General features: G+C 59.8%; 28 protein-coding genes. 16 read left to right on the top strand and 12 right to left on the bottom strand.

Translation table 11 applies throughout. From position 1 onward, the window contains the following. Window positions 1-139 precede the first annotated feature (139 nt). From ACOYXI_RS01385 to ACOYXI_RS01375, 3 genes are all read left to right on the top strand, one after another. Window positions 140-490 (top strand): hypothetical protein, encoded by a 351-nt coding sequence (locus ACOYXI_RS01385; RefSeq protein ID WP_007965394.1) that lies wholly within the window; start codon window positions 140-142, stop codon window positions 488-490. Window positions 491-719: 229 nt separating this feature from the next. Then, window positions 720-914 carry a hypothetical protein gene (locus ACOYXI_RS01380; protein WP_025108897.1) on the top strand — a complete coding sequence of 65 codons (195 nt, stop codon included), beginning with the start codon at window positions 720-722 and terminating at the stop codon, window positions 912-914. A 102-nt stretch (window positions 915-1016) separates the two neighbouring features. Then, window positions 1017-1199 (top strand): hypothetical protein, encoded by a 183-nt coding sequence (locus tag ACOYXI_RS01375; protein WP_135295393.1) that lies wholly within the window; start codon window positions 1017-1019, stop codon window positions 1197-1199. Here the strand turns inward: ACOYXI_RS01375 and ACOYXI_RS01370 are convergent. Both ACOYXI_RS01370 and ACOYXI_RS01365 read right to left on the bottom strand, forming a co-directional pair. Beyond that, window positions 1196-2257 (bottom strand): AI-2E family transporter, encoded by a 1062-nt coding sequence (locus tag ACOYXI_RS01370; RefSeq protein WP_027613894.1) that lies wholly within the window; start codon window positions 2255-2257, stop codon window positions 1196-1198. The two genes, ACOYXI_RS01375 and ACOYXI_RS01370, sit on opposite strands and share 4 nt — an antisense overlap. A 117-nt stretch (window positions 2258-2374) precedes the next feature. Then, a complete protein-coding gene (locus ACOYXI_RS01365) occupies window positions 2375-3061 on the bottom strand; it encodes a cysteine hydrolase family protein (RefSeq protein WP_098968081.1) in 687 nt (228 codons plus the stop codon). A gap of 192 nt (window positions 3062-3253) precedes the next feature. Between ACOYXI_RS01365 and trhP the strand changes: the two genes are divergently transcribed. Further along, window positions 3254-4588: a prephenate-dependent tRNA uridine(34) hydroxylase TrhP gene (gene trhP, locus ACOYXI_RS01360; RefSeq protein WP_223007282.1), complete on the top strand. Its 1335-nt coding sequence runs from the start codon at window positions 3254-3256 to the stop codon at window positions 4586-4588. 113 nt (window positions 4589-4701) lie between these two features. On the opposite strand, the gene ACOYXI_RS01355 is transcribed toward trhP, so the two are convergent. After that, a complete protein-coding gene (locus ACOYXI_RS01355; RefSeq protein WP_201138541.1) occupies window positions 4702-5565 on the bottom strand; it encodes a LysR family transcriptional regulator in 864 nt (287 codons plus the stop codon). A gap of 101 nt (window positions 5566-5666) precedes the next feature. Between ACOYXI_RS01355 and ACOYXI_RS01350 the strand changes: the two genes are divergently transcribed. Continuing rightward, on the top strand, window positions 5667-6560 hold the full coding sequence (locus tag ACOYXI_RS01350; protein ID WP_210557588.1) for a DMT family transporter: 894 nt from the start codon (window positions 5667-5669) through the stop codon (window positions 6558-6560). A gap of 134 nt (window positions 6561-6694) precedes the next feature. Here ACOYXI_RS01350 and ACOYXI_RS01345 read toward each other — a convergent pair whose 3' ends face one another. Both ACOYXI_RS01345 and ACOYXI_RS01340 read right to left on the bottom strand, forming a co-directional pair. Next, entirely contained in the window at window positions 6695-6925 is a 231-nt protein-coding gene (locus tag ACOYXI_RS01345; protein ID WP_007965409.1) for a hypothetical protein, read from the bottom strand. Between the two features lie 92 nt (window positions 6926-7017). Continuing rightward, window positions 7018-7731 carry a FadR/GntR family transcriptional regulator gene (locus ACOYXI_RS01340; protein WP_103369508.1) on the bottom strand — a complete coding sequence of 238 codons (714 nt, stop codon included), beginning with the start codon at window positions 7729-7731 and terminating at the stop codon, window positions 7018-7020. A gap of 365 nt (window positions 7732-8096) precedes the next feature. Here ACOYXI_RS01340 and ACOYXI_RS01335 point away from each other — a divergent pair, with 365 nt between their 5' ends. Then, window positions 8097-9443, top strand: coding sequence for an MFS transporter (locus tag ACOYXI_RS01335; RefSeq protein ID WP_461674179.1), 1347 nt, complete (start codon window positions 8097-8099; stop codon window positions 9441-9443). Between the two features lie 34 nt (window positions 9444-9477). Further along, window positions 9478-10821: a glucarate dehydratase gene (gene gudD / locus ACOYXI_RS01330; RefSeq protein ID WP_135295388.1), complete on the top strand. Its 1344-nt coding sequence runs from the start codon at window positions 9478-9480 to the stop codon at window positions 10819-10821. Window positions 10822-10953: 132 nt separating this feature from the next. Here the strand turns inward: gudD and ACOYXI_RS01325 are convergent, their stop codons facing one another. Continuing rightward, the gene (locus ACOYXI_RS01325; RefSeq protein ID WP_461674178.1) at window positions 10954-11826 is read right to left on the bottom strand and encodes a LysR family transcriptional regulator; all 873 of its coding nucleotides are present in this window, start codon (window positions 11824-11826) and stop codon (window positions 10954-10956) included. A 160-nt stretch (window positions 11827-11986) separates the two neighbouring features. Here ACOYXI_RS01325 and ampC point away from each other — a divergent pair, with 160 nt between their 5' ends. After that, window positions 11987-13153 carry a class C beta-lactamase gene (ampC, locus tag ACOYXI_RS01320; protein ID WP_461674177.1) on the top strand — a complete coding sequence of 389 codons (1167 nt, stop codon included), beginning with the start codon at window positions 11987-11989 and terminating at the stop codon, window positions 13151-13153. Between the two features lie 62 nt (window positions 13154-13215). Here ampC and ACOYXI_RS01315 read toward each other — a convergent pair whose 3' ends face one another. Then, on the bottom strand, window positions 13216-13524 hold the full coding sequence (locus ACOYXI_RS01315; RefSeq protein WP_461674176.1) for a hypothetical protein: 309 nt from the start codon (window positions 13522-13524) through the stop codon (window positions 13216-13218). Window positions 13525-13720: 196 nt separating this feature from the next. On the opposite strand from ACOYXI_RS01315, the gene ACOYXI_RS01310 reads away from it, so the two are divergent. From ACOYXI_RS01310 to ACOYXI_RS01300, 3 genes are all read left to right on the top strand, one after another. Beyond that, window positions 13721-13915: a hypothetical protein gene (locus ACOYXI_RS01310; protein WP_135295385.1), complete on the top strand. Its 195-nt coding sequence runs from the start codon at window positions 13721-13723 to the stop codon at window positions 13913-13915. 97 nt (window positions 13916-14012) lie between these two features. After that, window positions 14013-15380 (top strand): AAA family ATPase, encoded by a 1368-nt coding sequence (locus tag ACOYXI_RS01305; RefSeq protein ID WP_134785941.1) that lies wholly within the window; start codon window positions 14013-14015, stop codon window positions 15378-15380. Beyond that, window positions 15373-15993 carry a retron system putative HNH endonuclease gene (locus ACOYXI_RS01300; protein ID WP_461674175.1) on the top strand — a complete coding sequence of 207 codons (621 nt, stop codon included), beginning with the start codon at window positions 15373-15375 and terminating at the stop codon, window positions 15991-15993. The genes ACOYXI_RS01305 and ACOYXI_RS01300 overlap by 8 nt, the downstream gene beginning before the upstream one ends. 87 nt (window positions 15994-16080) lie before the next feature. Here ACOYXI_RS01300 and ACOYXI_RS01295 read toward each other — a convergent pair whose 3' ends face one another. Further along, the gene (locus tag ACOYXI_RS01295; RefSeq protein ID WP_027613884.1) at window positions 16081-16653 is read right to left on the bottom strand and encodes a DUF4174 domain-containing protein; all 573 of its coding nucleotides are present in this window, start codon (window positions 16651-16653) and stop codon (window positions 16081-16083) included. Between the two features lie 209 nt (window positions 16654-16862). Here ACOYXI_RS01295 and ACOYXI_RS01290 point away from each other — a divergent pair, with 209 nt between their 5' ends. Next, entirely contained in the window at window positions 16863-17336 is a 474-nt protein-coding gene (locus ACOYXI_RS01290) for a GNAT family N-acetyltransferase (protein WP_098968070.1), read from the top strand. 80 nt (window positions 17337-17416) lie between these two features. Here ACOYXI_RS01290 and ACOYXI_RS01285 read toward each other — a convergent pair whose 3' ends face one another. From ACOYXI_RS01285 to ACOYXI_RS01275, 3 genes are all read right to left on the bottom strand, one after another. Further along, on the bottom strand, window positions 17417-18202 hold the full coding sequence (locus tag ACOYXI_RS01285; RefSeq protein ID WP_064586898.1) for a sulfite exporter TauE/SafE family protein: 786 nt from the start codon (window positions 18200-18202) through the stop codon (window positions 17417-17419). A 229-nt stretch (window positions 18203-18431) separates the two neighbouring features. Beyond that, window positions 18432-19646, bottom strand: coding sequence for an MFS transporter (locus ACOYXI_RS01280; protein ID WP_461674174.1), 1215 nt, complete (start codon window positions 19644-19646; stop codon window positions 18432-18434). A gap of 176 nt (window positions 19647-19822) precedes the next feature. After that, entirely contained in the window at window positions 19823-20572 is a 750-nt protein-coding gene (locus ACOYXI_RS01275) for a hypothetical protein (protein WP_027613880.1), read from the bottom strand. A 234-nt stretch (window positions 20573-20806) separates the two neighbouring features. Between ACOYXI_RS01275 and ACOYXI_RS01270 the strand changes: the two genes are divergently transcribed. The 3 genes from ACOYXI_RS01270 (at window position 20807) to ACOYXI_RS01260 (ending at window position 23454) form a co-directional block, all read left to right on the top strand. After that, entirely contained in the window at window positions 20807-21955 is a 1149-nt protein-coding gene (locus ACOYXI_RS01270; protein WP_461674173.1) for an aldose epimerase family protein, read from the top strand. A gap of 178 nt (window positions 21956-22133) precedes the next feature. Next, window positions 22134-22955 carry an aldo/keto reductase gene (locus tag ACOYXI_RS01265; RefSeq protein ID WP_461674172.1) on the top strand — a complete coding sequence of 274 codons (822 nt, stop codon included), beginning with the start codon at window positions 22134-22136 and terminating at the stop codon, window positions 22953-22955. Window positions 22956-22983: 28 nt separating this feature from the next. Beyond that, window positions 22984-23454, top strand: a complete 471-nt coding sequence (locus tag ACOYXI_RS01260; protein WP_098968066.1) for a DUF1810 domain-containing protein — start codon at window positions 22984-22986, stop codon at window positions 23452-23454. Here the strand turns inward: ACOYXI_RS01260 and ACOYXI_RS01255 are convergent. Next, complete coding sequence (locus ACOYXI_RS01255; protein WP_461674171.1) at window positions 23419-25779, bottom strand: DNA polymerase II; 2361 nt, start codon at window positions 25777-25779, stop codon at window positions 23419-23421. The two genes, ACOYXI_RS01260 and ACOYXI_RS01255, sit on opposite strands and share 36 nt — an antisense overlap. 329 nt (window positions 25780-26108) lie before the next feature. Here ACOYXI_RS01255 and ACOYXI_RS01250 point away from each other — a divergent pair, with 329 nt between their 5' ends. Further along, complete coding sequence (locus tag ACOYXI_RS01250; RefSeq protein ID WP_027613875.1) at window positions 26109-26549, top strand: CBS domain-containing protein; 441 nt, start codon at window positions 26109-26111, stop codon at window positions 26547-26549. Window positions 26550-26643: the final 94 nt, after the last annotated feature.

Below are 26643 nucleotides of genomic sequence, written 5' to 3'. Positions count from 1 at the left end.
GAAGCCGGTACAGACCTTACACAAAATTTACCCAGCGGCTGTGCTGATTTTCAGAATTTCGCTGTCATAGAAGTATCCCCGCGACAACTTTGGGCCTGGTGCAGGCCCGGACGCCGGGTCGAAGAACCGAGGAATTATCATGATTCGTAAACTCCCCATCGTGGCCTTGTTGATTGGTGCATTCGCTATCACAGGTCAGGCAGAAGCCCACGGCGGTGGCTGGCAGGGTCCGGCAGTGTTTGGTGCGATCGTCGGCTCGGCCATCATCGGCTCCGCCTTGATCAACCAGGACCGGCCGGTCTACGTGCAACAGCCTGTTTACGCTCAACCGGCACCGGTTTACGTGCAACAACCGCCGCCACCGGTCTACTACCAGCCGGCGCCGGTCTATGTGCAACAACCGGTCTACGTGCCTGGCCCGGTCTACTACGGCCCACCACGCGGCTACTACGGCCGGCCACACGGCTACTACGGTGGCCCGCGCTGGTAATCGCAACCAACAAGCCCCGCTTTATAGCGGGGCTTTTTTATGACCGTCGGTCGGGCAGAGTCTGAAAAAATCTCGCCAAGGTCGCTGTGAGGACAGTCCCGGCAGCTAAAGTCGGCATGATGGACTTGACCGTTGGGGGCAAAACACAGAACGGTCATCTATTTGTCATGACGGAACCGCAATCTGAATCCGTCCGTAAACAACAGGTTGATAAAAACAAGGACGACCCATGCCTACACAAAATCCGCACCGCATCGTCGGCCTGTGCACTTCAAGCAAGGTGTACAGCGCGTTGACTGAACTCAAACACCTGGAAGGCCACCGCTGCGCCAAGTTTCTTTCGCTGCTGGCGGAGAACCTCGTGCACAAGGGCCTGCTCAATGAGCGCGAAGTGGTGCACATGCTCGACCAGGTTGTCGACTGATGCAGTCCTCACTGTGATCAATGACCACTATCGAAAGCGTTGATTGTCCCTGAGCGCAGCGAATCCCTAAGGTAGCTCCACAGATTGATGGAGGTACTTGTCATGGCTCAGGTTCAAATCATGTCGGTAATCGGCAGCGCTGTTCCCGCATCGCTCAGAGCGTCGGGATTGCTCGCCTGCTGGTATCTGGTGCGCGATGGCGAGCCGATCAGCGGCCCGCTCACTTCGCTGCCCGCCGCACAGGCCCTGTCACAGAAAATCGTCAGCGGCCCATTCCACGCTTAAGGCAACTGGACTTTCGGTTTGGTCTCGATGAACAACGCCCAACTGGACATGAACAGCGCTGCGATCAGCGGCCCGATCACGAAACCGTTGAGGCCAAACACCGCGAGGCCGCCGAGGGTCGAGATGAGGATCATGTAATCCGGCATCCGCGTGTCCTTGCCGACCAGGATCGGGCGCAGCACGTTGTCCACCAGACCGATCACAAACACCCCGAACAGCCCCAGCACCACGCCCTGCCAGATCATCCCGCTGAGCAGGAAGTACACCGCCACCGGCGCCCAGACGATCCCCGCACCCACCGCCGGCAACAGCGACAGAAAGCCCATCAGCACGGCCCAGAGCAACGCGCTGGGGATGTCGAGAAACCAGAAAATCGCCCCACCCAATGCGCCCTGAGTGACCGCCACCACCAGGTTGCCCTTGACCGTCGCGCGTACCACCCGATTGAACTTCAACTGCAAACGGCGTTTGTGGCTCTCTTCCAACGGCACCGCTGTGCGTACCTTGCGCACCAGCTCGGCGCCATCGCGCAGAAAGAAAAACAGCAGGTACAGCATGATGCCGAAGCTGACCACGAACTCGAATGTGCCTTGACCGAAACTGAACGCCTGACTGGCCAGCACCTGACTGCCCTGCATCGACGCCTTGACGATTTTCTCGCGCAGACCGTTGAGTTCGCCCATGCCGAAGCGATCGAGCAAATGCTGAAAATACGGCGGCAGGCTGTGTTTGAACTGTGCCAGATAGGCACCGATGTCCAGCTGGCCGCTTTCGATGTTGTTGTAAACCGTCGCGCCTTCCTGGACCAACAGGATGCTGAGGATGATCACCGGCAGAATCGCGATCACCAGGCAGATGCCCAGAGTGCAGAGCGCTGTCAGGTTGCGCCGCCAGCCAAATTTGAGCTGTAACTTGCGCTGCATCGGCGCAAACAGAATGCCGAGAATCACCGCCCAGAACACCGCGCCGTAGAACGGCAGCAGAATCCAGATGAAGGCGACCGTCACCAACAGCAACAGCACGGTGAGGGATTTGAATTGCAGGGTTTTTTCGTTCATGTCCGATCCATGTCAGTCAGGCGTCTCGCACGCCCCGAACCTTAGTCAGCCGGGGCGCGCGCGAGTGCCATCTTTGTTCATGGAGCATAGATTGCCTGGACGATGCAGCCCGGCTAATCAGCGCACCGGCAGTTTGACGATCTGCGCAGTGCTCAACACATCGCCGAAGGTGTCTTCGACTTCCGCCAACGCGGCTTTGTGCAGCGAATCCTTGTCGATAGACACGCCGTTGGCGCGGGTGATGGCGCGGGTCGCCGAGGCATCGGACGCGACAATCACGTTGTAACCCAAAGGCGCGGCGTCCCGTGCGGCACCCGCCACGCAGGCGTGGGTCATCAGGCCGGAAATGATCAGGGTCTGGATGCCGGCCTTTTTCAATTGCTGGTCAAGGTCGGTGCTGGCGAACACGCTGACGGTGCTCTTTTGCAGCACCACGTCTTGCGGGCGCGGCTGCATGTCCGGGTGAAATTTGACGGTCTGGCCATCGATGGCAAACACTGGCGAGCCGGCCGGGGCAACGTGCTGCACGTGATACACCGGGATCTTGTGACTGTCAGCGAAAGTGATCAGCTCACGGGTTTTCGCCAGGGCAGCGGCACCGTCCGGGATCGGCATCCGGCCGCTGAAATATTCATTCTGGAAATCGATCACCACCAGTGCGGATTTGCCCGCTGGCAAATGATCAGCCGGTGTCGCGCCGGACATTGCCCGAATGGTCGGGTGGTTGTCGGCCATCGCTGCGCTGCTGGCCAATACACCGGAAAATGCACAAGCGGTGAGAAAGCGGCGAGTAAAGTTCTGCATGGGAAAGTCCTGCCTCGGTTGATTTGACAAGCGAATCTTAAGCAGCCACCGCCGCACCGAACACAGTGAAACCGGCACATGATCTGTGCCCTTTCTGCACAGATAAAGTCCACGCACTCAAACGTAGATCCAGATCAATAAACCGCACTTGCCACTGCACTACCCTGCCGCGCTTTTGCGACCGATGCCGCCATGATCCCTGACCTCCCCCTCGCCGCCCCGGAACTGCTCGCCCCCGCCGGCACCCTGAAGAACATGCGCTACGCCTTCGCCTACGGTGCCGACGCGGTCTATGCCGGCCAGCCGCGCTACAGCCTGCGGGTGCGCAACAACGAGTTCGACCACGCCAACCTCGCCCTCGGCATTCGCGAAGCGCAGGCACAGGGCAAGCGCTTCTACGTGGTGGTCAACATCGCCCCGCACAACGCCAAACTGAAGACCTTCCTCAAGGATCTGGCGCCAGTGATCGAGATGGCGCCGGATGCGCTGATCATGTCCGACCCGGGCCTGATCATGCTGGTGCGCCGGCATTTCCCGCAGATGCCGATCCACCTTTCGGTGCAGGCCAACACGGTGAACTGGGCGAGCGTCGAATTCTGGCAGCAACAAGGCCTGAGCCGGATCATCCTGTCGCGGGAGCTGTCGCTGGAAGAAATCGGTGAAATCCGTGAACAGGTACCAGGCATGGAACTGGAAGTGTTCGTTCATGGCGCACTGTGCATGGCCTACTCCGGGCGCTGCCTGCTGTCGGGCTACATGAACAAGCGCGACGCCAATCAGGGCACCTGCACCAACGCTTGCCGGTGGAAGTATTCGGCGCAGCAAGCCACGGAAAACCAGCTCGGCGAGATCGTGCAGACCTTCCAGCCGGAGCCAACCCTGGGCATCGGCGCGCCGACCGATCAGGTATTTCTGCTGCAGGAAGCCAATCGCCCCGATGAGTTGATGCCGGCATTTGAAGACGAGCACGGCACCTACATCATGAACGCCAAGGATCTGCGCGCGGTGCAGCACGTCGAACGCCTGACGCGCATGGGCGTGCATTCGTTGAAGATCGAGGGCCGGACCAAATCGCACTTCTATTGCGCACGCACCACTCAGGTCTATCGCCGGGCAATCGACGATGCGATGGCCGGGCGCGAGTTCGACCGCAGTCTGATGACCGATCTGGAATCACTGGCCCAGCGCGGCTACACCGAAGGTTTCCTGCGTCGCCATGTACATGACGAATACCAGAATTATCAGAACGGCAGCTCGGTGTCAGAGCGTCAGCAGTTCGTCGGCGAACTGACCGGCGAGCGCCGCGACCGGTTGGCCGAGGTCAAAGTGAAGAACCGTTTTGCCTTGGGCGATCATCTGGAACTGATGACACCCAAGGGCAATTTCCACTTCGATCTGCACCAGTTGCAGAGTGCCAAGGGTGAAGCGATCGAGGTTGCGCCGGGGGATGGGCACACGGTGTACCTGCCGATTCCGGATGCGGTGGATTTGCGCTTTGGCCTGCTGATGCGCGACCTGACTCCTTGACCCCCTCCCCTGTAGGAGCTGCCGCAGGCTGCGATCTTTTGACTTTATTTTTGAAAAACTAGATCAAAAGATCGCAGCCTGCGGCAGCTCCTACAGGTGCGCGTTGGATGTGATCAGAGGAATTCTTCACGCAACATCGCCACGAACGCCTCACGCGCCGGGTGTACCCCGGCGTTTTCGTGCCAGTAAAACAGGTTGTCGATCGCCGTCAGTTCGGGAAACTCATAGCCCACGCATCCAGCGCCTTTGGCGTATTGCTCGAACACGCCTTTAGGCACCAAGGCCACGCCGGCGCCAGCACTCACGCAACCGACAATCGCCCCGTAACTGGCCAAGCTGACAATCGGCAGCGCCTGCCCCTGACGCAAAAGCCAGTGCTCCAGCGCCGCCCGATACGGGCAGCCCTGCGGCCACATGAACACGGTTTTGTCCTGCAGATCGTGGATATCGCGCACCGGGCCGAATGATGTCGAGGCAATCAGTAGCAATTCTTCGCGGTACATCGGCGTGCGTTTCAGTTGCGCTCGCTCGACGTCCACCGCGACGATCGCACCGTCGAGGCGATGGCTGACGGTGTCGTCGAGTAATTGGCCCCAGGTGCCAGTGGTCAATTCCAGCGCCACCTGCGGATAGCGCTGGTGAAACTTGGCCAACAGTCGGGGCAAACGCCCGGTGGCCGAGGACTCGATCGCGCCGATACGCAGCGGGCCGGACGGTTCGGCGGCGGGATCCACTGCGCGCTTGGCTTCGGCGGTCAGCGCCAGAATCCGCTCGGCATACGCGAGAAACGTCTGCCCCGCCGGGCTGATCCGCAGCCCGCGCCCTTCGCGCAGAAACAGCGCCACACCGAGTTCAGCTTCCAATGCCTTGATCCGTGCGGTGATGTTCGACGGTACACAAAACAGCTTTTCAGCGGCCCGGGCAATGCTGCCCTCGTCGGCCACGGTCTTGAACATGCGGATCTGCGCCAGCTCCATACTCATCACTCAAAGTGAACATTCAGCGCAGTATAAGTCAGTTGTGGAGACTTTCTGGCCGCCCGGATACTCGGCGCATCAACCCTTGCGGTGCGCCGATCATGCCGTCTCCTTCTCCCTTGAAAATCATTCTGGCCATGGCCTTCGTGGTCGGTTGCTGGGCCTATTCGCCGACCGGCATTCACATCGGCCTGCAAGCCTACGACCCCGGGCATCTGGCGTTGCTGCGGTTTCTGCTGGCGTCGTTGTTCATGGCCGTGATTGCGGCGTTCAAGGGCATTCGCCTGCCGCAACCGCGCGATGTGCCGCTGTTGTTCGCCCTGGGATTTTTTGCCGTCAGCCTGCATCACGTGGCGCTGAACATCGGCCAGCAAAGCGTCAGTGCCGGCGCCTCCAGCGTACTGGCACAGTCGAGCCCGCTGTTCAGTACGCTGCTGGCGCGTTACGTGTTCAAGGATCAGGTCAGTGTCTGGCGATGGGGCTGCGTCTTGCTGGGACTGGTCGGCGTGGTGATCGTGGTCAGCGCCGATCGGGGCCTGGGGCAGATCGACGCGCATGGCTTGCTGATCCTGCTGGCAGCGCTGTCATGGAGCATTTACTTCGCCCTGCAAAAACATCACGCCCGGCGTTATGACGGCTTCAGTCTGGCTTGTTATGCGGTGTGGTCGGGGACGCTGCTGTTGCTGATTTATCTGCCGGGGCTGGGTGCTGCGGTGGTGAAAGCGCCGCTGCAAGTGCAGTGGGCAGTGCTGGCACTGGGGGTATTTCCCAGTGCGCTGGCGTATCTGGCCTGGGGCTTTGTGCTCAAGCATGTGGACTTGAGCCGGGCGACGATGACGTTGTACCTGATACCACCGACGGCGATGGGGATTGCTTCACTGGGATTGGGCGAGCGACCGACGCTGATGGTGCTGGTGGGGTCGGCGGTGGTGCTGATCAGTGTGCTGGCGTTGAATCTGGAGCGGCGGGTGGAGGGTCGACCGATTGAGGTCTGATCGAGGTTTTTACTGAGGCTATGACCCCATCGCGAGCAGGCTCACTCCTACAGGGGGATGCGTTCTACCTATGGGAGCGAGCTTGCTCGCGAAAGGGCCGGCGCAGACTATAAATATCTCATGCCGGGTTAGCCTCAGCGCCTGTCATCCGACAATGGCGTAGGCTCATCCGCTGGCGGCACATCATCGTCCGCCGCCGGGTCCTTCCAGTCTTCCGGCCGATCGGCATCACTCAACGGATCACGTCCCGGGCTCATGCCCGGCGGCGCATCGTGATCGGCCAGTGTCGGCTCATCCGTGCCGGGCACCGGACGGGTTGGATCGGTCGGCAGCACACCACCTTGAAACAGCAAATCATTAGCCATGACACACCTCACCAAGGAGGTCCGGAGAACCCGGGCCATACAGCTTGGAAGCGTGCCTGCGCAGGCGGTGCTATCGAGCAGACCAACGGCAATCAGCCCTGCGCACTGAAGCGGTCGCGGCTGTTGGTCAGGTGCAGCCACATGGCCGCGCGCGCCGCGTCCGGATCCTGCCGCTTGATCGCATTCAGGATCGCTTCGTGCTCCAGATGGGCCAACTGCCCCAGCTTGCTCAGATCCGCCGCGCCACGCTCGGCGGCATTGAGCCGCTGACGCGGAATCATCGCGCTGCCCAGGTGCTGCATGATTTCGCTGAAGCAGACGTTGCCGGTGGCTTCGGCAATGAGCAGATGAAAGCGTCGGTCGGCCTCGACGCAACTATCGTTGCTGTCCAGCAGACGCTGATAGTCATCCAGCGCCTGACGCATTTGCAGCAATTGCTGCTCGCTGCGACGTGACGCGGCCAACGCCGCAGCCTGCGTCTCCAGGCCCATGCGCAATTCAAGAATGCTGCGCACCCCGAGAGCGGTATCGACATTCAGGCGCAAGCCCTGCTCGGCAGCGCGCTCGATGACAAAACTGCCGATGCCGTGCCGCGTCTCGACCAGGCCGGACGCCTGCAACTTGGAAATCGCTTCGCGCACGACCGTGCGACTGACGCCGTGCTCCTGAACGATGGCGTTCTCCGACGGCAGCTTGTCGCCGGGCGACAGCCGGCCGAGCAGGATGCTCTGGGTGAGTTTTTCCACCAGATCGTGTGCGAGGTTGTGCGCACGTTTGGGCGCGGGGGCGTCGAGGTCTTCTTGCATGTTCGGTTCCGGTCTTCGGGGCTTGCCGATCGTAGCACTGCGTGATGGCTGACGAGTCGATTTTAGCGCCGAAACCGCCTTCAGCTTGTATGACAACACTCAATAAAACGAAAAAAACCGGAGTAGGCACGGTGGCTGATCTGTTTGAACCTTGACATGAAAAACCATGAAACGCGTCTGACACAAGCAATCTATCCCAATAAAAACGGGGGAAATCACTAAAAAGAAATAAGAAATCTACCCACCAGACAAATTTAATCGCTCCACCCCACTTGTAGGACAAAAAATCTCAGTTGTATGATGTCTATCAACAACGCAGCATCCAGCCCTACCCCGCATAAAAATAATCAGTGGGAGAAAACCAAGTGAAAACCTCCGTCTCCGGGATGAACGAGGGCGTCGATTCGAAACTCGCGTCCGCCATCTCGAAAGTGAAACGCCACGTCCTGCCGCTCTTCGTGATCATGTTCATCGTCAATTACATTGACCGGGTGAACATCGGTTTCGTCCGCACTCACATGGAACATGATCTGGGCATCGGGGCTGCCGCCTACGGCTTCGGCGCCGGTCTGTTCTTCATCGGTTACGCGCTGTTCGAAGTGCCGTCCAACATGCTCCTGCAGAAAGTCGGCGCGCGTATCTGGCTGACCCGCATCATGCTCACCTGGGGCCTGGTCGCCGCCGGCATGGCGTTCATCCAGAACGAAACGCACTTTTACATCCTGCGCTTTCTGCTCGGCGTGGCCGAAGCCGGGTTCTTTCCCGGGGTGATCTACTACTTCACCCGCTGGCTGCCCGGCGCCGAACGCGGCAAGGCCATCGCGATTTTCCTCAGTGGTTCGGCGGTGGCCTCGCTGATCTCCGGCCCGCTGTCCGGCCTGCTCTTGCAGATCAACGGCCTGGGCCTGCACGGCTGGCAATGGATGTACTTCATCGAGGGGATGTTTTCCGTGGGGCTGTGTGTGTTCGTGTGGTTCTGGCTCGACGCCAAACCCCACGACGCAAAATGGCTGACCCGCGCCGAACAGGACGCACTGGTCAGCGCCATCGACGATGAACAGAAGGCCCGCGAAGCCGCGACGCCGATCCGCCCATCGATGGGCAAACTGCTCAAGGACCGGCAAATCATCCTCTTCTGCCTGATCTACTTTTTCATTCAGCTGACGATCTACGCCGCGACGTTCTGGCTGCCGAGCATCATCAAGAAAATGGGCGAGATGAGTGACTTCCAGGTCGGGCTGTTCAACTCGATCCCGTGGCTACTGTCGATCGTCGGCATGTACGCCTTCGCCGCCTTCTCGGCCAAGTGGAAGCACCAGCAGGCCTGGGTCGCCACCGCGTTGTTGATCGCCGCAGCAGGGATGTTCATGTCCACCACCGGCGGGCCGATTTTCGCTTTTGTCGCGATCTGTTTTGCCGCGCTGGGTTTCAAGTCCGCCTCATCGCTGTTCTGGCCGATTCCGCAGGCGTATCTGGATGCGCGGATCGCTGCGGCAGTGATTGCTTTGATCAACTCGGTGGGCAACCTCGGCGGCTTCGTCGCGCCCACCACTTTCGGCCTGCTCGAAGAACACACCGGTTCGATTCAGGGCGGCCTCTACGGCCTGGCCGCAACCTCGATCATCGCCGCGATCATCGTCTTCGCTGCACGCACCACCCCGAAACCGACTGCTGACATCGCCGTGGCCGAAGCCGCGCCGAAGCACGCCTGAATTCGTTTTGAAGAATGCTGACAAGGATAAAAACATGACCGCACACGACACTGCCAAAGCGCCAATCATCACTGACATGCAGGTGATTCCCGTGGCCGGCCACGACGGCATGCTGCTCAACCTGAGCGGCGCCCACGGGCCGTTTTTCACCCGCAATATCGTCATTCTCAAGGACAACGCCGGCCACACTGGCGTCGGTGAAGTGCCCGGTGGCGAGCGCATCCGCCAGACGCTGGAGGACGCCCGCAGCCTGGTGCTCGGCAGCACAATCGGCAACTATCAGAAGATCCTCAATCAGGTGCGCCAGACCTTCGCCGAGCGTGATGCCGGCGGCCGTGGCCTGCAGACGTTCGACCTGCGCATCACCATCCACGCGGTCACCGGACTCGAAGCTGCCCTCCTCGATCTGCTCGGGCAACACCTCGACGTACCGGTCGCGGCGCTGCTCGGCGAAGGCCAGCAACGCGACCAAGTGAAGATGCTCGGTTATCTGTTTTATGTCGGCGATCAACGCGAGACCAACCTCGCCTACCGCAGCGAACCGGACGCCGATAACGACTGGTTCCGCGTGCGTCACGAGAAGGCCATGAGCGCCGAAGCGGTGGTGCGCCTGGCTGAAGCGGCCCAGGCGAAATACGGTTTCCAGGACTTCAAACTCAAAGGCGGCGTGCTTAGCGGCGACGCGGAAATCGAAGCCGTGACGGCACTGGCCGAACGCTTTCCCGAGGCGCGTATCACGCTTGATCCGAACGGCGCCTGGTCACTGAAAGAAGCGATCCGCCTGTGCCGCGATCAACATAAGGTGCTGGCTTACGCCGAAGACCCGTGCGGTGCGGAAAACGGTTACTCGGGGCGCGAAGTCATGGCCGAGTTCCGCCGCGCAACCGGACTGAAGACGGCGACCAACATGATCGCCACCGACTGGCGCGAGATGGGCCACGCCATTCAGTTGCAGTCGGTGGACATTCCGTTGGCCGACCCGCACTTCTGGACCATGCAAGGCTCGGTACGTGTCGCGCAGTTGTGCCATGAGTGGGGCCTGACCTGGGGCTCACACTCCAACAACCACTTCGATATCTCACTGGCGATGTTTACCCATGTCGCGGCAGCGGCACCGGGCGACATCACCGCCATCGACACGCACTGGATCTGGCAGGACGGCCAGCGTCTGACCAAGGCACCGCTGCAAATTGTCGACGGTTGCGTGCAAGTGCCGCAGAAACCTGGGCTGGGGGTGGAGCTGGACATGGATCAGCTGGCCAAGGCCCACGAACTGTACAAAGGCATGGGTCTCGGCGCGCGGGATGACAGCGTGGCGATGCAGTTTTTGATACCGGGGTGGACGTTCGATAACAAGCGGCCGTGTCTGGTGCGCTGAATTCTGATCTGCAGTCCACTGCCGTCCCTGTGGGAGCGGGCTTGCTCGCGAAGGCGGTGCATCAGTCAATATTTGAGTTGACTGACACGCCGCCTTCGCGAGCAAGCCCGCTCCCACAGGAGGGGATTTGTGTCAGGCAGAGATTTGCAGCAGCCAGTTTTTGAACGCCGTCATCGCCGCCGTCTCCGGCCGTGACTGCAAGCGCGTCAGCCAATAACTGCCGGTGGTGATTTCAATCGCAAACGGCTGACGAATCACGTCCGCCGCCAGTTGCCGGGCGAACATCAGCGGCGGTGCCAACGCCACCCCGCTGCCCTGCAGCGCCGCTTCCATCATCGCCAGAGACGAATCGAACACAATGCTCTGCGGCGGCGCCGCGTGGGTCGCCAGGCCGGCGGCGTGAAACCATTCCGGCCATTCATCGGTGCGATAGGAACGCAGCAAGCGCTGTTGCAGCAGATCGCCCGGGGTGTGCAGCTGCCGGGCAATTTCCGGTACGCACAGTACCGATAGTGGAGCGTCGAGCAGACGCGTTGCCTCGATGCCATGCCACGCTCCGGCGCCAAAACGAATCGCGTAATCCAGCCCCTCGGCGGCGACGTCGACCCGGTTGTTGTGAGTCGACAGCCGCAAATCTATGAGCGGATGTTTCGCCTGGAAGTCTGGCAGCCGTGGCAGCAGCCAACCGACCGCGAAGGTTCCGACGGCACCCACGGTCAACATTTCCCGATACTGACCGCCAGTCAGTCGCTCGAGCATCTGCGCGATATGATCGAACGACGTGGTCAAAACCGGCAACAGGGTCTCGCCTTCACTGGTCAGCATCAGCCCGCGGGGCAGGCGTTTGAACAGGGTGACGTTGAGTTGCGCTTCGAGGCTTTTCACCTGATGGCTTACCGCCGCCTGAGTCACGCATAACTCCACGGCGGCACGGGTAAAGCTCAGATGACGCGCCGAAGCTTCGAACGCGCGCAGTGCATTGAGCGGCAATTGAGGTCGAATCATGCCCAGTCCCAAATTTTTCTAATGGCTCATCCGAAATATCATCGTTTGTCGACGAGTGCCAGACTGCCTAAATTGTCGGCGCTGATCAGCTGCCCAACATTGCAATTGCCCGCAGTCTAGCGGGATAACACCCTCAACACTCATGGAGAGTGGTTCATTTATGTCATTCATCAATCCGAGCAAAGTCATTTCTCGCAGCGCTTTCGGCCTGATTTTCGCTGCCACCGCGTGCATGGCTGCCCAGCAAACCGACGATCAGTTGCAGGCGCTGGTCAAGGCCGCCGTGACCCCGGTCATGCAGCAACAGGACATTGCGGGGCTGGCCGTGGCCGTGACCGTCGATGGCAAGGTGCACTACTTTAACTACGGTGTCGCCGACAAAAGCACCGGGCAATCAGTGAGTGAAAACACCCTGTTCGAAATCGGCTCGGTGAGCAAAACCTTCACCGCTACCCTCGCCGCTTACGCCCAGACCAGCGGCAAACTGCAATTCTCCGACAAGGCCAGCCAGCACTGGCCCGAACTGAAGGGCAGCGCTTTTGACCACATCAGCCTGCTGCAACTGGGCACTTACAGCGCCGGCGGCCTTCCATTGCAATTCCCGGATGCTGCGGATTCTTCCGACAAGATGCTCGGCTATTACCAACAGTGGAAACCGACTTTTTCGGCCGGCAGCCATCGCCTGTATTCCAACCCGAGCATCGGCCTGTTCGGCTATCTGGCGGCGAAAAGCCTTGGCCAACCGTTCAATCAGGTCATGACCGAAATTCTGCTGCCGAAACTCGGGCTCAAGCACACCTTCCTGTCGGTGCCGGCGTCTGAACAAAAGCTCTACGCCCAAGGCTATGACAAGAACAACAAACCGATTCGAGTCAGCCCCGGCGCCCTCGACTCCGAAGCCTACGGCGTAAAAACCAGCGCCGCGGATCTGCTGCAATATGTCCAGGCCAACCTCGACTCCGCCAAACTCGAATCACCCGTGCAAAAAGCCATCGCCCTCACCCACACCGGCTACTACACCGTCGGCGACATGACTCAGGGCCTGGGCTGGGAACGCTACACCTATCCGATCAGCCTCGACCGCCTGCTGGACGGCAACTCGACGCCGATGGCCATGGAAGCGCACAAGGTCAAATGGCTGAATCCGCCACAACCGGAGCCGGCGAACGTGTTGCTGAACAAGACCGGATCCACTGCAGGCTACGGCGCCTACGTCGCGTTCGTGCCGTCGAAGAAAGTCGGGATCGTGATTCTGGCGAACCGGAACTACCCGAATGCGGAGCGGGTGAAGATTGCGCACAAGATTCTGGGTGAGCTCACCCGGTAATCGGACCATGAAAAATGGGCGACCTGTGAAGGTCGCCCATTTTTATTTGAGGGGATTGAAAACTACGCCTGTAGCTTCCAGCCCAATACATCCATCAGGTCGCAGCTGTCGCGCAGAGGGATTGCCAGCACCCGGGCGAAATCCTGCAGCAACAAGGCATCGTGGCCGGTGCCGTCGCCGAGCGAGAGGGTTTCCAACAACTGCGTCACGCTTCGTAATCGGTAGGCGGCGGTGCCGTGGAGTACGTCTACCGGGGCTTCGCGGTCGATCAGGAGACAGGGGATCGGGCAGTCGATGCCGGTGATGGGGATATAGCGGGGTTTGCTTGAACTGGTGGAAATTTCAGGTGATTCGACATCCGTTTTCTTCATGGGTGAAACTCCAATGGGGATTGCTGAAAACGCTACCCATCTCACTTCCACATGAGGGTGGCAGCTGCACGCAGGTGTGGAAGACCGAGCCAATCACCCTAACCCGGCGCACTCAAAAGCGCTCCCGCGTACAGCCACCGTAAGGTCGCGATGTTGACATAAAAGATGTCGCCATGCGCATAACGGAGCTTGGTGAATGAGTCTGCAAACGGACTTCCACATCCGGCCGCTGATTTTGCAGCGGCCCGAAGAGGTTATCGGCGTTCGACCCAAGCCACCAGTTCACCAACGCCGCCGCGCGTTGAAGGAAATATCCGAGGAATTTGAAGGGTGTTGCGCAGCTCATTCTGGTGGGAATATGCGGCAACTATTTTCATGGGTGACCGGGTGAAATGGAGTATCTACACTCCATCGAATCAATCCGTGGCCGGGGATGACATAATGCGCGCCAAAGCTTTTTAACCGACTGACCCTCGAAGGGCGTTGTAATGGAAATCTACAGATTGAGGCTCACGAATGTCGGTCGGTTCGCCGATGTTAACGTTCGACTGGCGCCTACCCAAGAACACCCTTCTAACGTAACCGTACTGGTTGGGAACAATGGCGCCGGGAAAACCACTCTTCTTAAATCCTTAGCAAACTCGCTGAGTTGGCTGGTCGCAAGAGTTCGTAACGAGAAAGGCAATGGCAATCATCTGGCTGAGGAAGACATTCAGAATGGAGCTAACGCAGCATTAGTGTTGGTCTCTGTAATTGACGAATCGTCTACAACGCCCCTCCCTTCGGACTCCGATGGTGACAATAGCCTTTTTGTTTGGGGTATTGGCCGCGGGAGGCAGGGTAGAAAACACTCCATGCACAGCACGTTAGCGGATGCAACTCGCTTGGCAGACCACTATCGCAATCAACTGACTGCCAATGATAAGGCGTCTCTTCCACTGATCGCTTACTACCCCGTCGAGCGTTCGGTTTTGGAAATACCACTTAAAATAAAAACCAAACACACCTTTGATCAGTTGGATGGGTACGACAACTCTTTGAATCGAGGCGTCGACTTCCGGCGCTTTTTCGAATGGTTTCGTGAACGTGAAGATAGTGAAAACGAGACTGGAGTATCCACAAGCGCATTGTTGGAAATCTCCAAAAAGTTCGGTACTGACAGCGACGTTTGGAAAACTCTATCCAAACTGAAAGCTTCTTCCCGCGACCGCCAACTGACCGCCGTCCGCTCCGCCATCGCCGCTTTCATGCCCGGCTTCACCAACCTGCGCGTGCAACGTAAGCCGCGCCTGCACATGGCTATCGACAAGGACGGCGTCACCCTCAACGTCGCCCAACTCTCGCAAGGCGAGAAGTCGATGATGGCGCTGGTCGGTGATATCGCCCGCCGCCTGGCAATGATGAACCAGTCGCTGGACAACCCGCTCCACGGGGACGGCATCGTGCTGATCGACGAAGTGGATCTGCACCTGCACCCGAAATGGCAACGCAGTCTGATCCGCCAACTGAGCGAAACCTTCCCCAACTGTCAGTTCGTACTGACCACCCACTCGCCACTGGTCATCAGCGACGCCAAGGATGTGCTGGTTTACGTGCTCAATGACGGTGAACTCCACGAACACAACGGCCTGTACGGACTTGATGCCAATCAGGTGCTGCTGGAAGTCATGGACACCGATATCCGCAACAGTGACGTTCAAAAACGCTTGAACGCGCTGCTCGAACGCCTGCAGGACGGTGATCTGGAAACTGCCCAGAAGCTATTCGCCGAACTGGCAGAAGAACTTCCAGACGGTCATATCGAACTGGCGAAAGCTGCGCTGTTGCTGCGCAAACTGGAGTTGCGCCGTGCGTAAGATCACCAAGGGAGCCGAGCCGGAACAACTCATCAGATGGAAACGCGCCAACACAACATTACGTTACCGGGACCTGCCCGGCGAAGAACGCGTGAGCGTGCGCACGGCCTGTATAGCGGAACAGTTCAGCCTTTGCGCCTATTGCTGCCAGTCCATTGCAGGCGACAACTCACATAACGAGCACGTTGAGGCCCAGGATAAAGCTCCCAATCGCACCTTGGAGTTCACCAACATCGTCGCCAGTTGCCAGCGCCAGAATCAATGTGGACATCATCGAGGCACGCGCCCACTAGATCTAACGCCCTTGATGGAGGAATGCGAGTCGGAATTGAAGTTTTATCTGTCCGGCAGAGTGACCGGCAAAACTGAACGCGCAAATTCGGCTCTGGAAATTTTGAATCTCGGTCATACCGAAGAAAGCAATCGCGGACTCATAGGGGCACGGAAACAACTGGTTGATCAGTTGATCTTTACAGGAGGCATGCAACCCGATGACCTTGAAGATGAAGAGCTTCTGGGCATTCTCCTTGATGACATGCTGACTCCCAAGAATGGCCAGCTTGCGGCTTTTTCTCCGATTCTGGTCAATGTCATCCGTCAGCTCCTGCCCTGATGTTCAAAGTATCGTGGCCATTCCCGCGGACAAAAAAATGGCGATCGTTTAAGACGTTCGCCATTTTTTATTCAGAGCCTGCCTCAATCAATCATCCGGCATTTCCGGTGGCTTGCTCGGTTTCGCCGGTTTACTCGCCTTGGCGCCCTTCTCGCCTTTCTTGGCTGCCGGTTCGGCGGCGGTGGCCTTGGTTTCAGCGACCGTCGGTGCGCTGATTTCCTTTTCGCTGGCCGGCAGCGCGTCAACCGTGTCGAAGATTTTCTTCAGGTCCACCGATTTCGCTTCATCGCCCGAGGCCGACAGTTTGGTCTCGCCGTCCTTGCCCAGCAGGAACACTTTAGGATACGCGCCGGCACCGAGTTTCAGCGACCGCAGCAAAGCCATGGTGTCTTGCTGGCCGAGATCCTTGCCATCGAGTTGTCCGGCCATATTGAGGATGGTGTAGACCTTGATGTTGCGGTCGGCGACGCCCTTCTTGTTCGCCGGATCTTCCAGCGACTTTTTCAACCCCACCCACACCGGGTCGACGGTGCTTTGGGCGATCACGATCAACGGTCGGGCCCGCCCCATATCCCCGGCTATGGGCGAATCGTTGTCAGCGGCGAACAAGGGGCCGGCAATCGCCAGCAAGAGTGTCAGGGTCAGTGACCTGATGAGCATGCGCATCTCCTTTTGATATCCACGCTCTAATGATTGCGCATCGCGGCGATTGTTCCGGGGTCGTGCCCGGCAAATATGTTTCGCCTTGTCAGAAGCTTAGGTCAGCCGCGTCATTGCGCAACTGCATCGGCGTAATCGTGACGCGGATTTGATTACCTTTTGTGAGCGCATTAGGGTGGTCATTCTGCCCACGAAATGGAGTTCAACCCATGCACATCGACTACCTGTGCGATCACCCGCATTTGATTGAGGAACTCGCCGAACTCAATTTCAAGGAATGGGGCGAATTCCGTGACGGCGATACCCTTGAAGCCCGCACCGAGCGGATGCGCGCGGCCTGCGGCAAGGGTGCGGTTCCCAGCGTGGTGGTGGCCATTGAAGACGACAGATTGCTCGGTGGCGCGCTGCTGATCGACAGCGACATGAAGATCCGTCCCCAGCTGACGCCTTGGCTGGCGGGGGTTTATGTGAAGGCTGAAGAGCGTGGACGCGGGGTTGCTTCGCAACTGGTCAACAGGATCGTCGCCGAGGCGGCGACGCTGGGAGTGACTGAGTTGTATCTGTACACCGACGCTGCGCAATCGCTGTATGCGGGGTTGGGTTGGGAGGTGGTCGAGGATCTGGTCTACGAGGATTTGCCGGTGACCGTCATGAAATTCAACATCCTTCATACCCCAGTGTAGGAGCTGCCGCAGGCTGCGATCTTTTGATCCTGATCGTAAAAACGAAGATCAAAAGATCGCAGCCTGCGGCAGCCCCTACATCAGAACGCCAGTTTGTAGCCAATCAGCAGCAGCATGGTCGCCAGGCACGGGCGCAGCAATTCATCGGAAATGCGCCCGGTCAGGTGGCTGCCGAGCCAGATGCCTGGCAACGAACCCATCAGCAGAAAGCCCAGCACGCCCCAGTCCATGTTGCCCATGCTCGCGTGGCCCAGACCGGCAACCAGGGTCAGCGGCACGGCGTGGGCGATTTCGGTGCCGACCAGACGCCGGGTCGGCAGCAGCGGATAGAGGATGAACAACGCGACCGTGCCGAGGGCGCCGGCGCCGATCGAGGTCAGGGCGACCATGGTGCCGAGGATCAGCCCGGTGATCACTGTCATCACATTCAGGCGCGCGCCGCTCGGGTTGTAGTTGCCGCCCGCGCGTTTGTGGGCGAATTCGAGCAGGCGCTTCTTGAACAGAATCGCCAGCGCCGTGGCGAACAGCACGAAGCCCAAGGCCTGTTTGATGATCGCGTTCATCGCCTCGGGCGCGGTGTGCAGGGTGCTGAGAAACCACAGGGTCATGGCGACTGCCGGCACGCTGCCGAGAGTCAGCCAGCCAGTGATCGCCCAGTCGATGTTGTTGTTCTTCTTGTGCACCAGCACGCCACTGGATTTGGTAATGGCCGCGTACAACAGGTCGGTGCCCACCGCTGTTGCCGGGTTGATGCCGAACCACAGCAGGATCGGCGTCATCAACGAACCGCCGCCGACACCGGTCATGCCGACAATAAAACCCACCACCAGCCCGGCAATCACCAGGCCGAAATTTGCCAATTCCATTAAGACGTCCAGAAAAACGACAGGAAAAATCTGGCCCGCAGCATAGCGATTTTTCATATAACCACATATATCGATGCGGTCTATCGTTATGCCTTCTAGCCACACCGCCTTTATCTGAGTGGGAGCGGGCTTGCTCGCGAAAGCGGTGTGTCATTCACGTAGATATCGACTGACACGCCCTTTTCGCGAGCAAGCCCGCTCCCACAGGGGTTCTATGGTGCCAGGTAGATCAATGCACGCGCCGGCCTGGTTTGAAGCTCTGATGCCGGTTGATCCACACCGTCGCCAGCGCGATCAGCGACAGGATCAACAATGCCCATGGAAACGACATCGCCCCCGCCCGATCCAGCAGCAACCCGCCAAACAGGCCGCCGCCGGCAATCGCCACATTCCAGGAGGTGGTGAGCATCGCTTGCACCACGTCCACATGCTCGCCGGCCGAATCCGCCGCAGCGGTCAGCAGCAACGTCGCCGAGCCACCAAACGACAGGCCCCACACGGCCATGCAGGTGTAGATCAGCCACGGCGACGGGGATATCAGCGCCAGCACCAGTGCGGTCACGGCAAACACCGCGAGGCTGATCAGCGTCAGCCAGCGCAACCAGCGGTCCACCAGCAGGCCGATGATCCAGATCCCGATCAGCGAACACAGGCCGAACACCAGCAGCACCAGATCGACGCGCTCGGCCAGCCCGGCCTGCATCAGGAATGGCGCGATGTAGGTGTAGAGAATGTTGTGCCCAAGCATCCAGGTCAGCACCACGAACAGCACCGGCCGTACGCCCGGCAGACGCAGCGATTGCAGCAACGGCAGGCGTTCGGCGCTGGCCTGGCCCGGACGGTCCGGCACCGCCAGCACAATCCACGCCGCCAGCACCAACGCCAGCGCCGACATGATCCCGAACGAAGCGCGCCAACCGATCAGGTTGCCCAGCCAGGTTCCCGCCGGGGTGCCCAGCGACAGCGCCACCGGGGTGCCGAGCATGGCGATTGCCAACGCCCGTCCCTGCTGGTGCACCGGCACGATGCCACGGGCGTAGCCGGCCATGATTCCCCACGACAGGCCTGCCGCCATCCCGGCCAGGAACCGCGACGCCAAGGTCAAGCCGTAATGGCTGGAAAACGTAGTCACGGTGTTGAACACTAGGAAGCCACCGACCGTCATCAGCAGTACCCGCCGCCGTGGCCAGCCCCGGGTGGCGACGGTCAGCGGAATCGCCGCGACAATCGAGCCCAGCGCATACAGCGTCACCAGTTGCCCGGCGAGCACTTCGCTGACCCCAAGCCCGGCGCCGATCTGCGGCAGCAGCCCGGCCGGCAGGGTCTCGGTGAGGATGGCGATGAAGCCGGTCATGGCGAACGCCAGTAACGCGGCATAGGGCAGTTTTTCTGTGCGGGTAGCGCGGTCGATACGGTTGAAGTCGGTGCTTGCGGAGTCGGTCATGACAGGTGCAGCTCCCTTTGGATCAATAGTAGCGATGGATTGTATACAAAAATCCCACGCACAATTTGATCAATGTGGGAGCGAGCCTGCTCGCGAATGCGGTGGATCTATCAGAGATTCAGCGCCTGGTAGATCGCTTTCGCGAGCAGGCTCGCTCCCACATTGGATCTCCGCACTTACTGCACCGGAAGGAAATTCAGGAACAGCAGGCTCTGCGCGTAGTTCAGGCCGATGCGCCGGTAGCGCTCATCAAGCATCTGCGCCAGCAGGTCGAGCCGCGCGACGATCTTGCCGAACTCGGTGGCGAAACTCAGGTTGCTGCCCTCCTCCGAGATTTCATTGGAGAACAGCAGCGGCTGGCCTTCCTTGTTCTGGCGCTGGGCCAGAATCCACGTGGCTTTCTCGATGTTGCGCGCGGCGTTGTGGACGAAGGTCGGGTTGATTGCATCGGTCATGTAGAACTCGATGCGATTGCCGTGGGCGGTGACCAGCATGCTGCCGATGGCATAGATGAAGGCGCCGACCCGATCCCCGAGAAACTCCGGACTCATCGCATAGCTGAGCGCCGCCAGATCCTTGCGCCCGCCCAGCACCGGCAACGGTTGTTGCTGCTCGACTGCCAGGCGCACCTGTTTCACCGCGGTGTTGATGTCGAGGAATCCCGATTTGCGCAGCTCTTCCGGGTTGCGCAAATACAGCTTGCCCATCAACCGATAAAGACTGTTGAGGTTGTCGCGCATCGCCAACGTGGCCATGCGATCGACGCTGGTCTGCAGGAATTCCTGCGGTTGACCGTCACGCATCTGAGCGATGAAACCGTTGCCGGTCTGGTGCGTGCAACCGCTGACAAACAGCGATGACAGACAGGCCAGCAGCAGGCACGGGCGGCGAAAAAATCGGGCGATCGGGTGAAAAACTCTCGGCATGAATTCTCGAACGGGCACATTCCTGTGCGGCGGGCGTCGCCGCATCCTGGCCATGGATAGAGCCGCCAAATCCGGAAAAGTGCAGCGCTGGCACGATTTCCCGACCTTCGGCAACTATTTAGTATGACTTTATATTTGCACTAAACCTTTAACCGGCTATAAATTCTGACTCAACCCACAATTAGCATGACTATTACCCTGTTTTGAAAACAACAACAAAAAGGAAGGTCAACCATGCTTCAATCACGTCACCTGCTCTCCGGCCTCGGACTGTCCCTGATGATCGCCACCCTCTCCGCCAACGCGGCCGGCCTCAGCGCTGAACACAAAGCCTTTGGCAAAACCAATGACGGCACGCCCGTCGAGCAATACATCCTGCGCAACAGCCACGGCATGCAGGCGACCGTCATCACCTACGGCGCCACCCTGCAATCGCTGCTGGTGCCGGACAAACACGGCAAAGCAGCCGATGTGGTGCTGGGTTTCGACGATGTTCAGGGTTACCAGAAAGGCACAGCGTATTTCGGCGCGACCATCGGCCGTTTCGGTAATCGCCTCGCGGACGGCGCGTTCGAACTCGACGGCAAGCGCTATCAGGTGCCGCAGAACGACAAGTCCAACGCCTTGCATGGCGGTACTCAGGGCTTCGACAAGAAGGTCTGGAAAGCGCAGGAGACCAAGGACAAGGATTCGGTCGGCGTAACCCTGACCTATCTGTCGGCAGACGGTGAAATGGGTTTCCCCGGCAATCTCACCACGCAAGTGACCTACCGCCTGACCGACAGCAACGAGTTGCGCATCGACTATAAGGCCAGCACCGATAAACCGACCGTGCTCAACCTGACCAACCACAGCTACTTCAACCTCGCCGGTGCCGGCAATGGCGACATCCTCAAGCAGGTGGCCACCTTGCACGCCAGCCATTACACCCCGGTCACCGGCAAACTGATCCCGACCGGCGAACTGGCGCCAGTGGCCGGCACACCGATGGACTTCACCAAACCCACCGCGATCGGCACGCACATCAAGGCTGATCACCCACAGCTGAAATTCGCCGAACCGAAACAGGGCGGCTTCGATTTCAACTGGGTGCTGGATACCAAAGGTGATGTGAGCAAAGTCGCCGCCGAGGTCAGCGATCCGCAGTCAGGGCGGCATCTGCAGCTGTTCACCAGCGAGCCGGGGGTGCAGTTCTACACCAGCAACTTCCTCGACGGCACGGTCAAGGGCAAGGGTGGCAAGGTCTATCCGCACTGGGGCGCGTTTACCCTGGAAACGCAGCACTATCCGGATGCGCCGAATCAGCCGGACTTCCCGAGCACGCGTCTCGATCCGGGGCAGACTTACAGCCACAGCGTGGTGTTGAAGTTCTCCGCGAAATAACACTTGCCTTGTGGTGAGGGGATTTATCCCCGATGGGTTGCGCAGCAACCCTGCTTCTTGGGGGCGCTGCGCGCCCATCGGGGATAAATCCCCTCGCCACAGGTTCATCGACCTCCATTGGAACCCCTGCGCTATCCTGCTGCCCACTAAGGTATGACCATCAGCACAGGAGGTTTGAATGCGTACCCTTGAACTGGCAGGCGTGCAGGTTCCGGTGATCGGCCAGGGCACCTGGCGCATGGGCGAAGATCGCTCGGCGCACCCGCGTGAAGTGTCCGCGCTGCGACAAGGTATCGAGTTGGGCATGACCCTTATCGACACCGCAGAAATGTACGCCGAGGGCGGTGCCGAAAGCGTGGTCGGCGAAGCCATTGCCGGTCTGCGTGATCAGGTATTTCTGGTGAGCAAGGTCTACCCGCACAACGCCAGCCGCAAAGGCATCCCGCAAGCCTGCGAGCGCAGTCTGCGCCGGCTCGACACCGCCTACATCGACCTCTATCTGCTGCACTGGCGCGGCCAGTATCCGCGGGAAGAAACCGTCGAAGCCTTCGAACGCCTGCGCGAGGACGGCAAGATTGGCCGTTGGGGCGTGTCGAATTTCGACGTCGATGATCTCGAAGAACTGGCCAACCCGGCCTGCGCCACCAATCAGGTGCTGTACAACCTCGAAGAGCGCGGCGTCGAATTCGACTTGCTGCCATGGTGCCAACAACAGCGCATGCCGTTGATGGCGTACTGTCCGATCGGCCAGGGCGGCGCGATGCTCGCCGAACCGGTGCTCAAGCAGATTGCCGCTCGTCACAACGTGACCCCGGCACAGGTTTCGCTGGCGTGGATTCTGCGTCAGGATGGTGTGATTGCGATTCCCAAGGCTGTGCGACCGGAACATGTGCAACTCAATGCACAAGCGGCGCAGTTGCAACTGGATGCCGGGGATCTGGCGGCGCTGGATCAGGTATTCATAGCGCCACAACGCAAGCAGCGGCTGGCGATGGTCTGAGTCGCTGCCGGCTGGCGAGGGCTTCGTCATGAGAAGCACTGATCAGTACGACCCGTTCAATCTGCAGCGTTTCGTCCAGGCGCAGGACCCGGTGTTCGAACGGGTTCAGCGTGAACTCGGTGAGGGGCGCAAGCGCAGCCACTGGATGTGGTTTGTGTTCCCGCAGTTCGCCGGGCTGGGCGGCAGCGAGATGTCCCGGCGTTACGCCATTCAATCCGCCGAAGAAGCGCGGGCCTATCTGACCCACGACCTGCTCGGTGCGCGGCTGCGCATCTGCACGCAGTTGGTACTGAACATCCGCCAGCGCTCGATTGCCGAGATTTTCGGCCACCCCGACGACCTGAAATTCCACTCTTCAATGACCCTGTTTGCGCAGTTCAGCGCCGAAGATTGCCCGTTCGCTCAGGCGCTGGAGCGTTACTTCCACGGCATCCTCGATGAATGGACCCTGCAACTGCTGGACTCAAAACAGGCCCAGTTGCCCCCCGATCAAGGTTGAGAAATCGTCGTCGACGAACGGCAGAATCGCGTCCGCCACCGGTTGCAGCTGGCGGGTGATGTAGTGGTCGTAGTCGATCGCGGCGCGGCGTACTTCCAGCGGTTCCGGCCCGGCCAGGGTGATCACGTAACTGATCCAGCCGCCGTTCTGGTACTGCCGCGGGCGACCCTGCTGTGCGTTGTAATCGTCGGCCAGCCGCGCCGCGCGCACATGCGGCGGTACGTTGCGTTCGTAGTCATCGAGGGTGCGGCGCAGGCGCTTGCGGTAGACCAGTCGCTCATCGAATTCGCCGGCCAGGGTCTTGCGCACGTAATCGCGCACGTAATCCTGATACGGCTTGCGCTGGAAGATCCGCTCGTAGAGTTCCTGCTGGAACTGCCGGGCCAGCAGTGACCAGTCGGTGCGCACGGTTTCCAGGCCCTTGTAGACCATTTCTTCGCTGCCGTCGGCGCGCGTCACCAGTCCGGCGTAGCGCTTTTTGCTGCCCTCCTCGGCACCGCGAATGGTCGGCATCAGAAAACGTTTGTAGTGGGTTTCGTACTGCAATTCGAGAGCACTTTGCAGGCCGTATTCCTCACGCACGTGCTCGCGCCACCAGTCGTTGACGTGCTTGACCAGCGCCTGACCGATCTGTGCCGCTTCCTCCTGACCGTGCGCGCGACGCAGCCAGACGAAGGTCGAGTCGGTGTCGCCATAGATCACCGCGTGGCCCTGCGCTTCGATCAGCTGACGGGTGCGCAACATGATCTCGTGGCCGCGCAGGGTGATCGACGATGCCAGACGCGTATCGAAAAACCGGCAGCCGCTGGAACCGAGCACGCCGTAGAAGGCGTTCATGATGATTTTCAGCGCTTGCGACAGCGGTGCGTTGTGCTCGCGCTTGGCGGTCTCGCGGCCCTCTGCGACCCGCGCGACAATCGACGGCAGGCAATGCCGGGTGCGCGAGAAACGTGCACCGCGAAACCCCGGCACCGAATCGGCGTCGTCCGGGTGTTGTAAGCCTTCGATCAGGCCCACCGGGTCGATCAGAAAGGTGCGGATGATCGACGGGTACAGGCTCTTGTAATCCAGCACCAGCACCGACTCGTACAGCCCCGGCTGCGAATCCATGACGAAGCCGCCGGGGCTGGCCTGTGGCGGATTGGTGCCCAGGTTCGGCGCAACGAAACCCTGACGGTGCATCAACGGCATGTACAAATGGGTGAACGCCGCCACCGAGCCGCCGCTGCGATCCGCAGGCAGGCCGGTAACGCTGGCGCGTTCGAGGAGAAACGTCAGCAGTTCGGTCTTGGCGAAGATCCGCGTGACCAGTTCGCAGTCCTTGAGGTTGTACTTGGCCAGCGCCGGTTTGTCCTCGGCGAACATGCGGTTGATTTCGTCCATGCGCTGGTACGGGTTGTCGATCGCCTTGCCCTCGCCGAGCAGGGTCTGCGCGACATTCTCCAGGCTGAACGAGGGAAAACTCCAGGTCGCCGAGCGCAGCGATTCGATGCCGTCGATGATCAAGCGCCCCGCTGCCGAGGCAAAGTAGTGCGTGCGGCTACCGTGTTCGCGCCACTGCATCTCCTCACCGCCACGGCCGATTTTCAGCGGCACACCGAGGCGTCGCGCGTGTTCGTGAAGGATGCGCAGGTCGAACTGCACGACGTTCCAGCCGATGATCGCGTCGGGGTCGTGGAGGGCGAACCAGTCGTTGAGCTTCTTCAGGATCACGGTGCGCGAGTCGCAATATTCCAGATCGAAGTCGATGATGCTCGCGTCACCGTTGGGCGCGCCGAGCATGTACACCTGACGCTGGCCGCAACCTTCGAGGGCGATGGAATACAGCTCGCCGGTTTCGGTGGTTTCGATATCCAGCGAGACCAGCCGTAGTTGCGGTCGGTATTTCGGATCAGGTTTGAGTTGAGCGTTGAGCAATACGCCGTCAGCGTCGGCGCTACCGCCGAACAACACCGGTGCAGTGATGAAGCGCTCCATCAGGTAGCGCTCGGGCGGACGCACGTCGGCTTCGAAGACATCGACACCGGCGCGGGACAGCGCGGTTTCCAGGCGCATCAACTGGCCGTGTTGCTGGCAATACAGTCCGAGCACCGGGCGATGTTCGAAATCCTGCAGGGCCAGCGGGCGCAGTTCGACGTTCTTTTCATCGTGCAGCAGGCGTTCGGCTGCTTCACGCTGTTCGGCGGGGATAAACGCTACCGACGTTTGCGGCGCCAGGCGCACACGGCGCGGCCCGGCGTCGGTCGCCAGCCAGAATTCGACTTCGGTGCCGGCCGGGGTATCGCGCCAATGCCGGGTCAGGACGAAGCCCTGCTGTAAATCCACCACTGCAACCTCAGGAATTGAATCAGAGGGGCATTCTACGCTGCCCTTCAAGGGATAACCCCATTCCCTGTGGTGAGGGAGCTTGCTCCCGCTCGGCTGCGCAGCAGTCGCAAAGCCAGGCAATTCGGTGTATCAGGCAAACCGAATTCTCAGGGTTTGGGCCTGCTACGCAGTCCAGCGGGAGCAAGCTCCCTCGCCACAGGGTTAGAGGTGAGCCGGAAAAACCGGCAAATGACGTTTTTTGCGTGCTATCTGCCGCTTTGCCACCTTGCCCTGCGCACAAGGGTCTACGATGCTTGAGTAACAACGACAACACCTGAGTAACCGCCATGAAGACCGTCGCCCAACTGCTCAAGCTCAAAGATCAGAAAAATCAGGAAGTGCACCATATCGATCCCGGTCACATGGTGCTCGAAGCGCTGATGAAAATGGCCGAGAAAAACGTCGGGGCCTTGGTGGTGATGGAAGATGACAAAGTGGTCGGCATCATCAGTGAGCGTGATTACGCACGCAAACTGGTACTGCACGGGCGCTCGTCAGTGGGAACACCGGTGCGCGACATCATGGTCAAGGACGTCATCACCGTGGACACCCACCAGACCGTCGACACCTGCCTGGGCATCATGTCCGACAAACGCCTGCGCCATTTGCCGGTGGTGGAGAACGGCAAGCTGATCGGTCTGCTGTCGATCGGCGACCTGGTGAAAGAGGCAATTGCCGAGCAGGCGGAACTGATCAAGCAGCTGGAACAGTACATTCGCGGGGAATAGACCCTTCCCACTTACAGAAGTGAGCCCTGTGGCGAGGGGATTTATCCCCGATGGGGCGCGAAGCACCCCCAGAAAAGCCGGGACCGCTTCGCAG

Source organism: Pseudomonas sp. G3-19 (assembly GCF_054855875.1).
The sequence above is the reverse complement of the archived record's forward strand: the minus strand, read 5'-3'. Positions and strand labels throughout refer to the sequence as shown.

What these genes read in the sequence shown, in the direction of transcription:
- ACOYXI_RS01385 (WP_007965394.1), top strand. Translation starts at nt 140, where the DNA reads ATGATTCGTAAACTCCCCATCGTGGCCTTGTTGATTGGTGCATTCGCT.
- ACOYXI_RS01380 (WP_025108897.1), top strand. Translation starts at nt 720, where the DNA reads ATGCCTACACAAAATCCGCACCGCATCGTCGGCCTGTGCACTTCAAGC.
- ACOYXI_RS01375 (WP_135295393.1), top strand. Translation starts at nt 1,017, where the DNA reads ATGGCTCAGGTTCAAATCATGTCGGTAATCGGCAGCGCTGTTCCCGCA.
- ACOYXI_RS01370 (WP_027613894.1), bottom strand. Translation starts at nt 2,257, where the DNA reads ATGAACGAAAAAACCCTGCAATTCAAATCCCTCACCGTGCTGTTGCTG.
- ACOYXI_RS01365 (WP_098968081.1), bottom strand. Translation starts at nt 3,061, where the DNA reads ATGCAGAACTTTACTCGCCGCTTTCTCACCGCTTGTGCATTTTCCGGT.
- trhP (WP_223007282.1), top strand. Translation starts at nt 3,254, where the DNA reads ATGATCCCTGACCTCCCCCTCGCCGCCCCGGAACTGCTCGCCCCCGCC.
- ACOYXI_RS01355 (WP_201138541.1), bottom strand. Translation starts at nt 5,565, where the DNA reads ATGGAGCTGGCGCAGATCCGCATGTTCAAGACCGTGGCCGACGAGGGC.
- ACOYXI_RS01350 (WP_210557588.1), top strand. Translation starts at nt 5,667, where the DNA reads ATGCCGTCTCCTTCTCCCTTGAAAATCATTCTGGCCATGGCCTTCGTG.
- ACOYXI_RS01345 (WP_007965409.1), bottom strand. Translation starts at nt 6,925, where the DNA reads ATGGCTAATGATTTGCTGTTTCAAGGTGGTGTGCTGCCGACCGATCCA.
- ACOYXI_RS01340 (WP_103369508.1), bottom strand. Translation starts at nt 7,731, where the DNA reads ATGCAAGAAGACCTCGACGCCCCCGCGCCCAAACGTGCGCACAACCTC.
- gudD (WP_135295388.1), top strand. Translation starts at nt 9,478, where the DNA reads ATGACCGCACACGACACTGCCAAAGCGCCAATCATCACTGACATGCAG.
- ACOYXI_RS01325 (WP_461674178.1), bottom strand. Translation starts at nt 11,826, where the DNA reads ATGATTCGACCTCAATTGCCGCTCAATGCACTGCGCGCGTTCGAAGCT.
- ampC (WP_461674177.1), top strand. Translation starts at nt 11,987, where the DNA reads ATGTCATTCATCAATCCGAGCAAAGTCATTTCTCGCAGCGCTTTCGGC.
- ACOYXI_RS01315 (WP_461674176.1), bottom strand. Translation starts at nt 13,524, where the DNA reads ATGAAGAAAACGGATGTCGAATCACCTGAAATTTCCACCAGTTCAAGC.
- ACOYXI_RS01310 (WP_135295385.1), top strand. Translation starts at nt 13,721, where the DNA reads ATGAGTCTGCAAACGGACTTCCACATCCGGCCGCTGATTTTGCAGCGG.
- ACOYXI_RS01305 (WP_134785941.1), top strand. Translation starts at nt 14,013, where the DNA reads ATGGAAATCTACAGATTGAGGCTCACGAATGTCGGTCGGTTCGCCGAT.
- ACOYXI_RS01295 (WP_027613884.1), bottom strand. Translation starts at nt 16,653, where the DNA reads ATGCTCATCAGGTCACTGACCCTGACACTCTTGCTGGCGATTGCCGGC.
- ACOYXI_RS01290 (WP_098968070.1), top strand. Translation starts at nt 16,863, where the DNA reads ATGCACATCGACTACCTGTGCGATCACCCGCATTTGATTGAGGAACTC.
- ACOYXI_RS01285 (WP_064586898.1), bottom strand. Translation starts at nt 18,202, where the DNA reads ATGGAATTGGCAAATTTCGGCCTGGTGATTGCCGGGCTGGTGGTGGGT.
- ACOYXI_RS01280 (WP_461674174.1), bottom strand. Translation starts at nt 19,646, where the DNA reads ATGACCGACTCCGCAAGCACCGACTTCAACCGTATCGACCGCGCTACC.
- ACOYXI_RS01275 (WP_027613880.1), bottom strand. Translation starts at nt 20,572, where the DNA reads ATGCCGAGAGTTTTTCACCCGATCGCCCGATTTTTTCGCCGCCCGTGC.
- ACOYXI_RS01270 (WP_461674173.1), top strand. Translation starts at nt 20,807, where the DNA reads ATGCTTCAATCACGTCACCTGCTCTCCGGCCTCGGACTGTCCCTGATG.
- ACOYXI_RS01265 (WP_461674172.1), top strand. Translation starts at nt 22,134, where the DNA reads ATGCGTACCCTTGAACTGGCAGGCGTGCAGGTTCCGGTGATCGGCCAG.
- ACOYXI_RS01260 (WP_098968066.1), top strand. Translation starts at nt 22,984, where the DNA reads ATGAGAAGCACTGATCAGTACGACCCGTTCAATCTGCAGCGTTTCGTC.
- ACOYXI_RS01250 (WP_027613875.1), top strand. Translation starts at nt 26,109, where the DNA reads ATGAAGACCGTCGCCCAACTGCTCAAGCTCAAAGATCAGAAAAATCAG.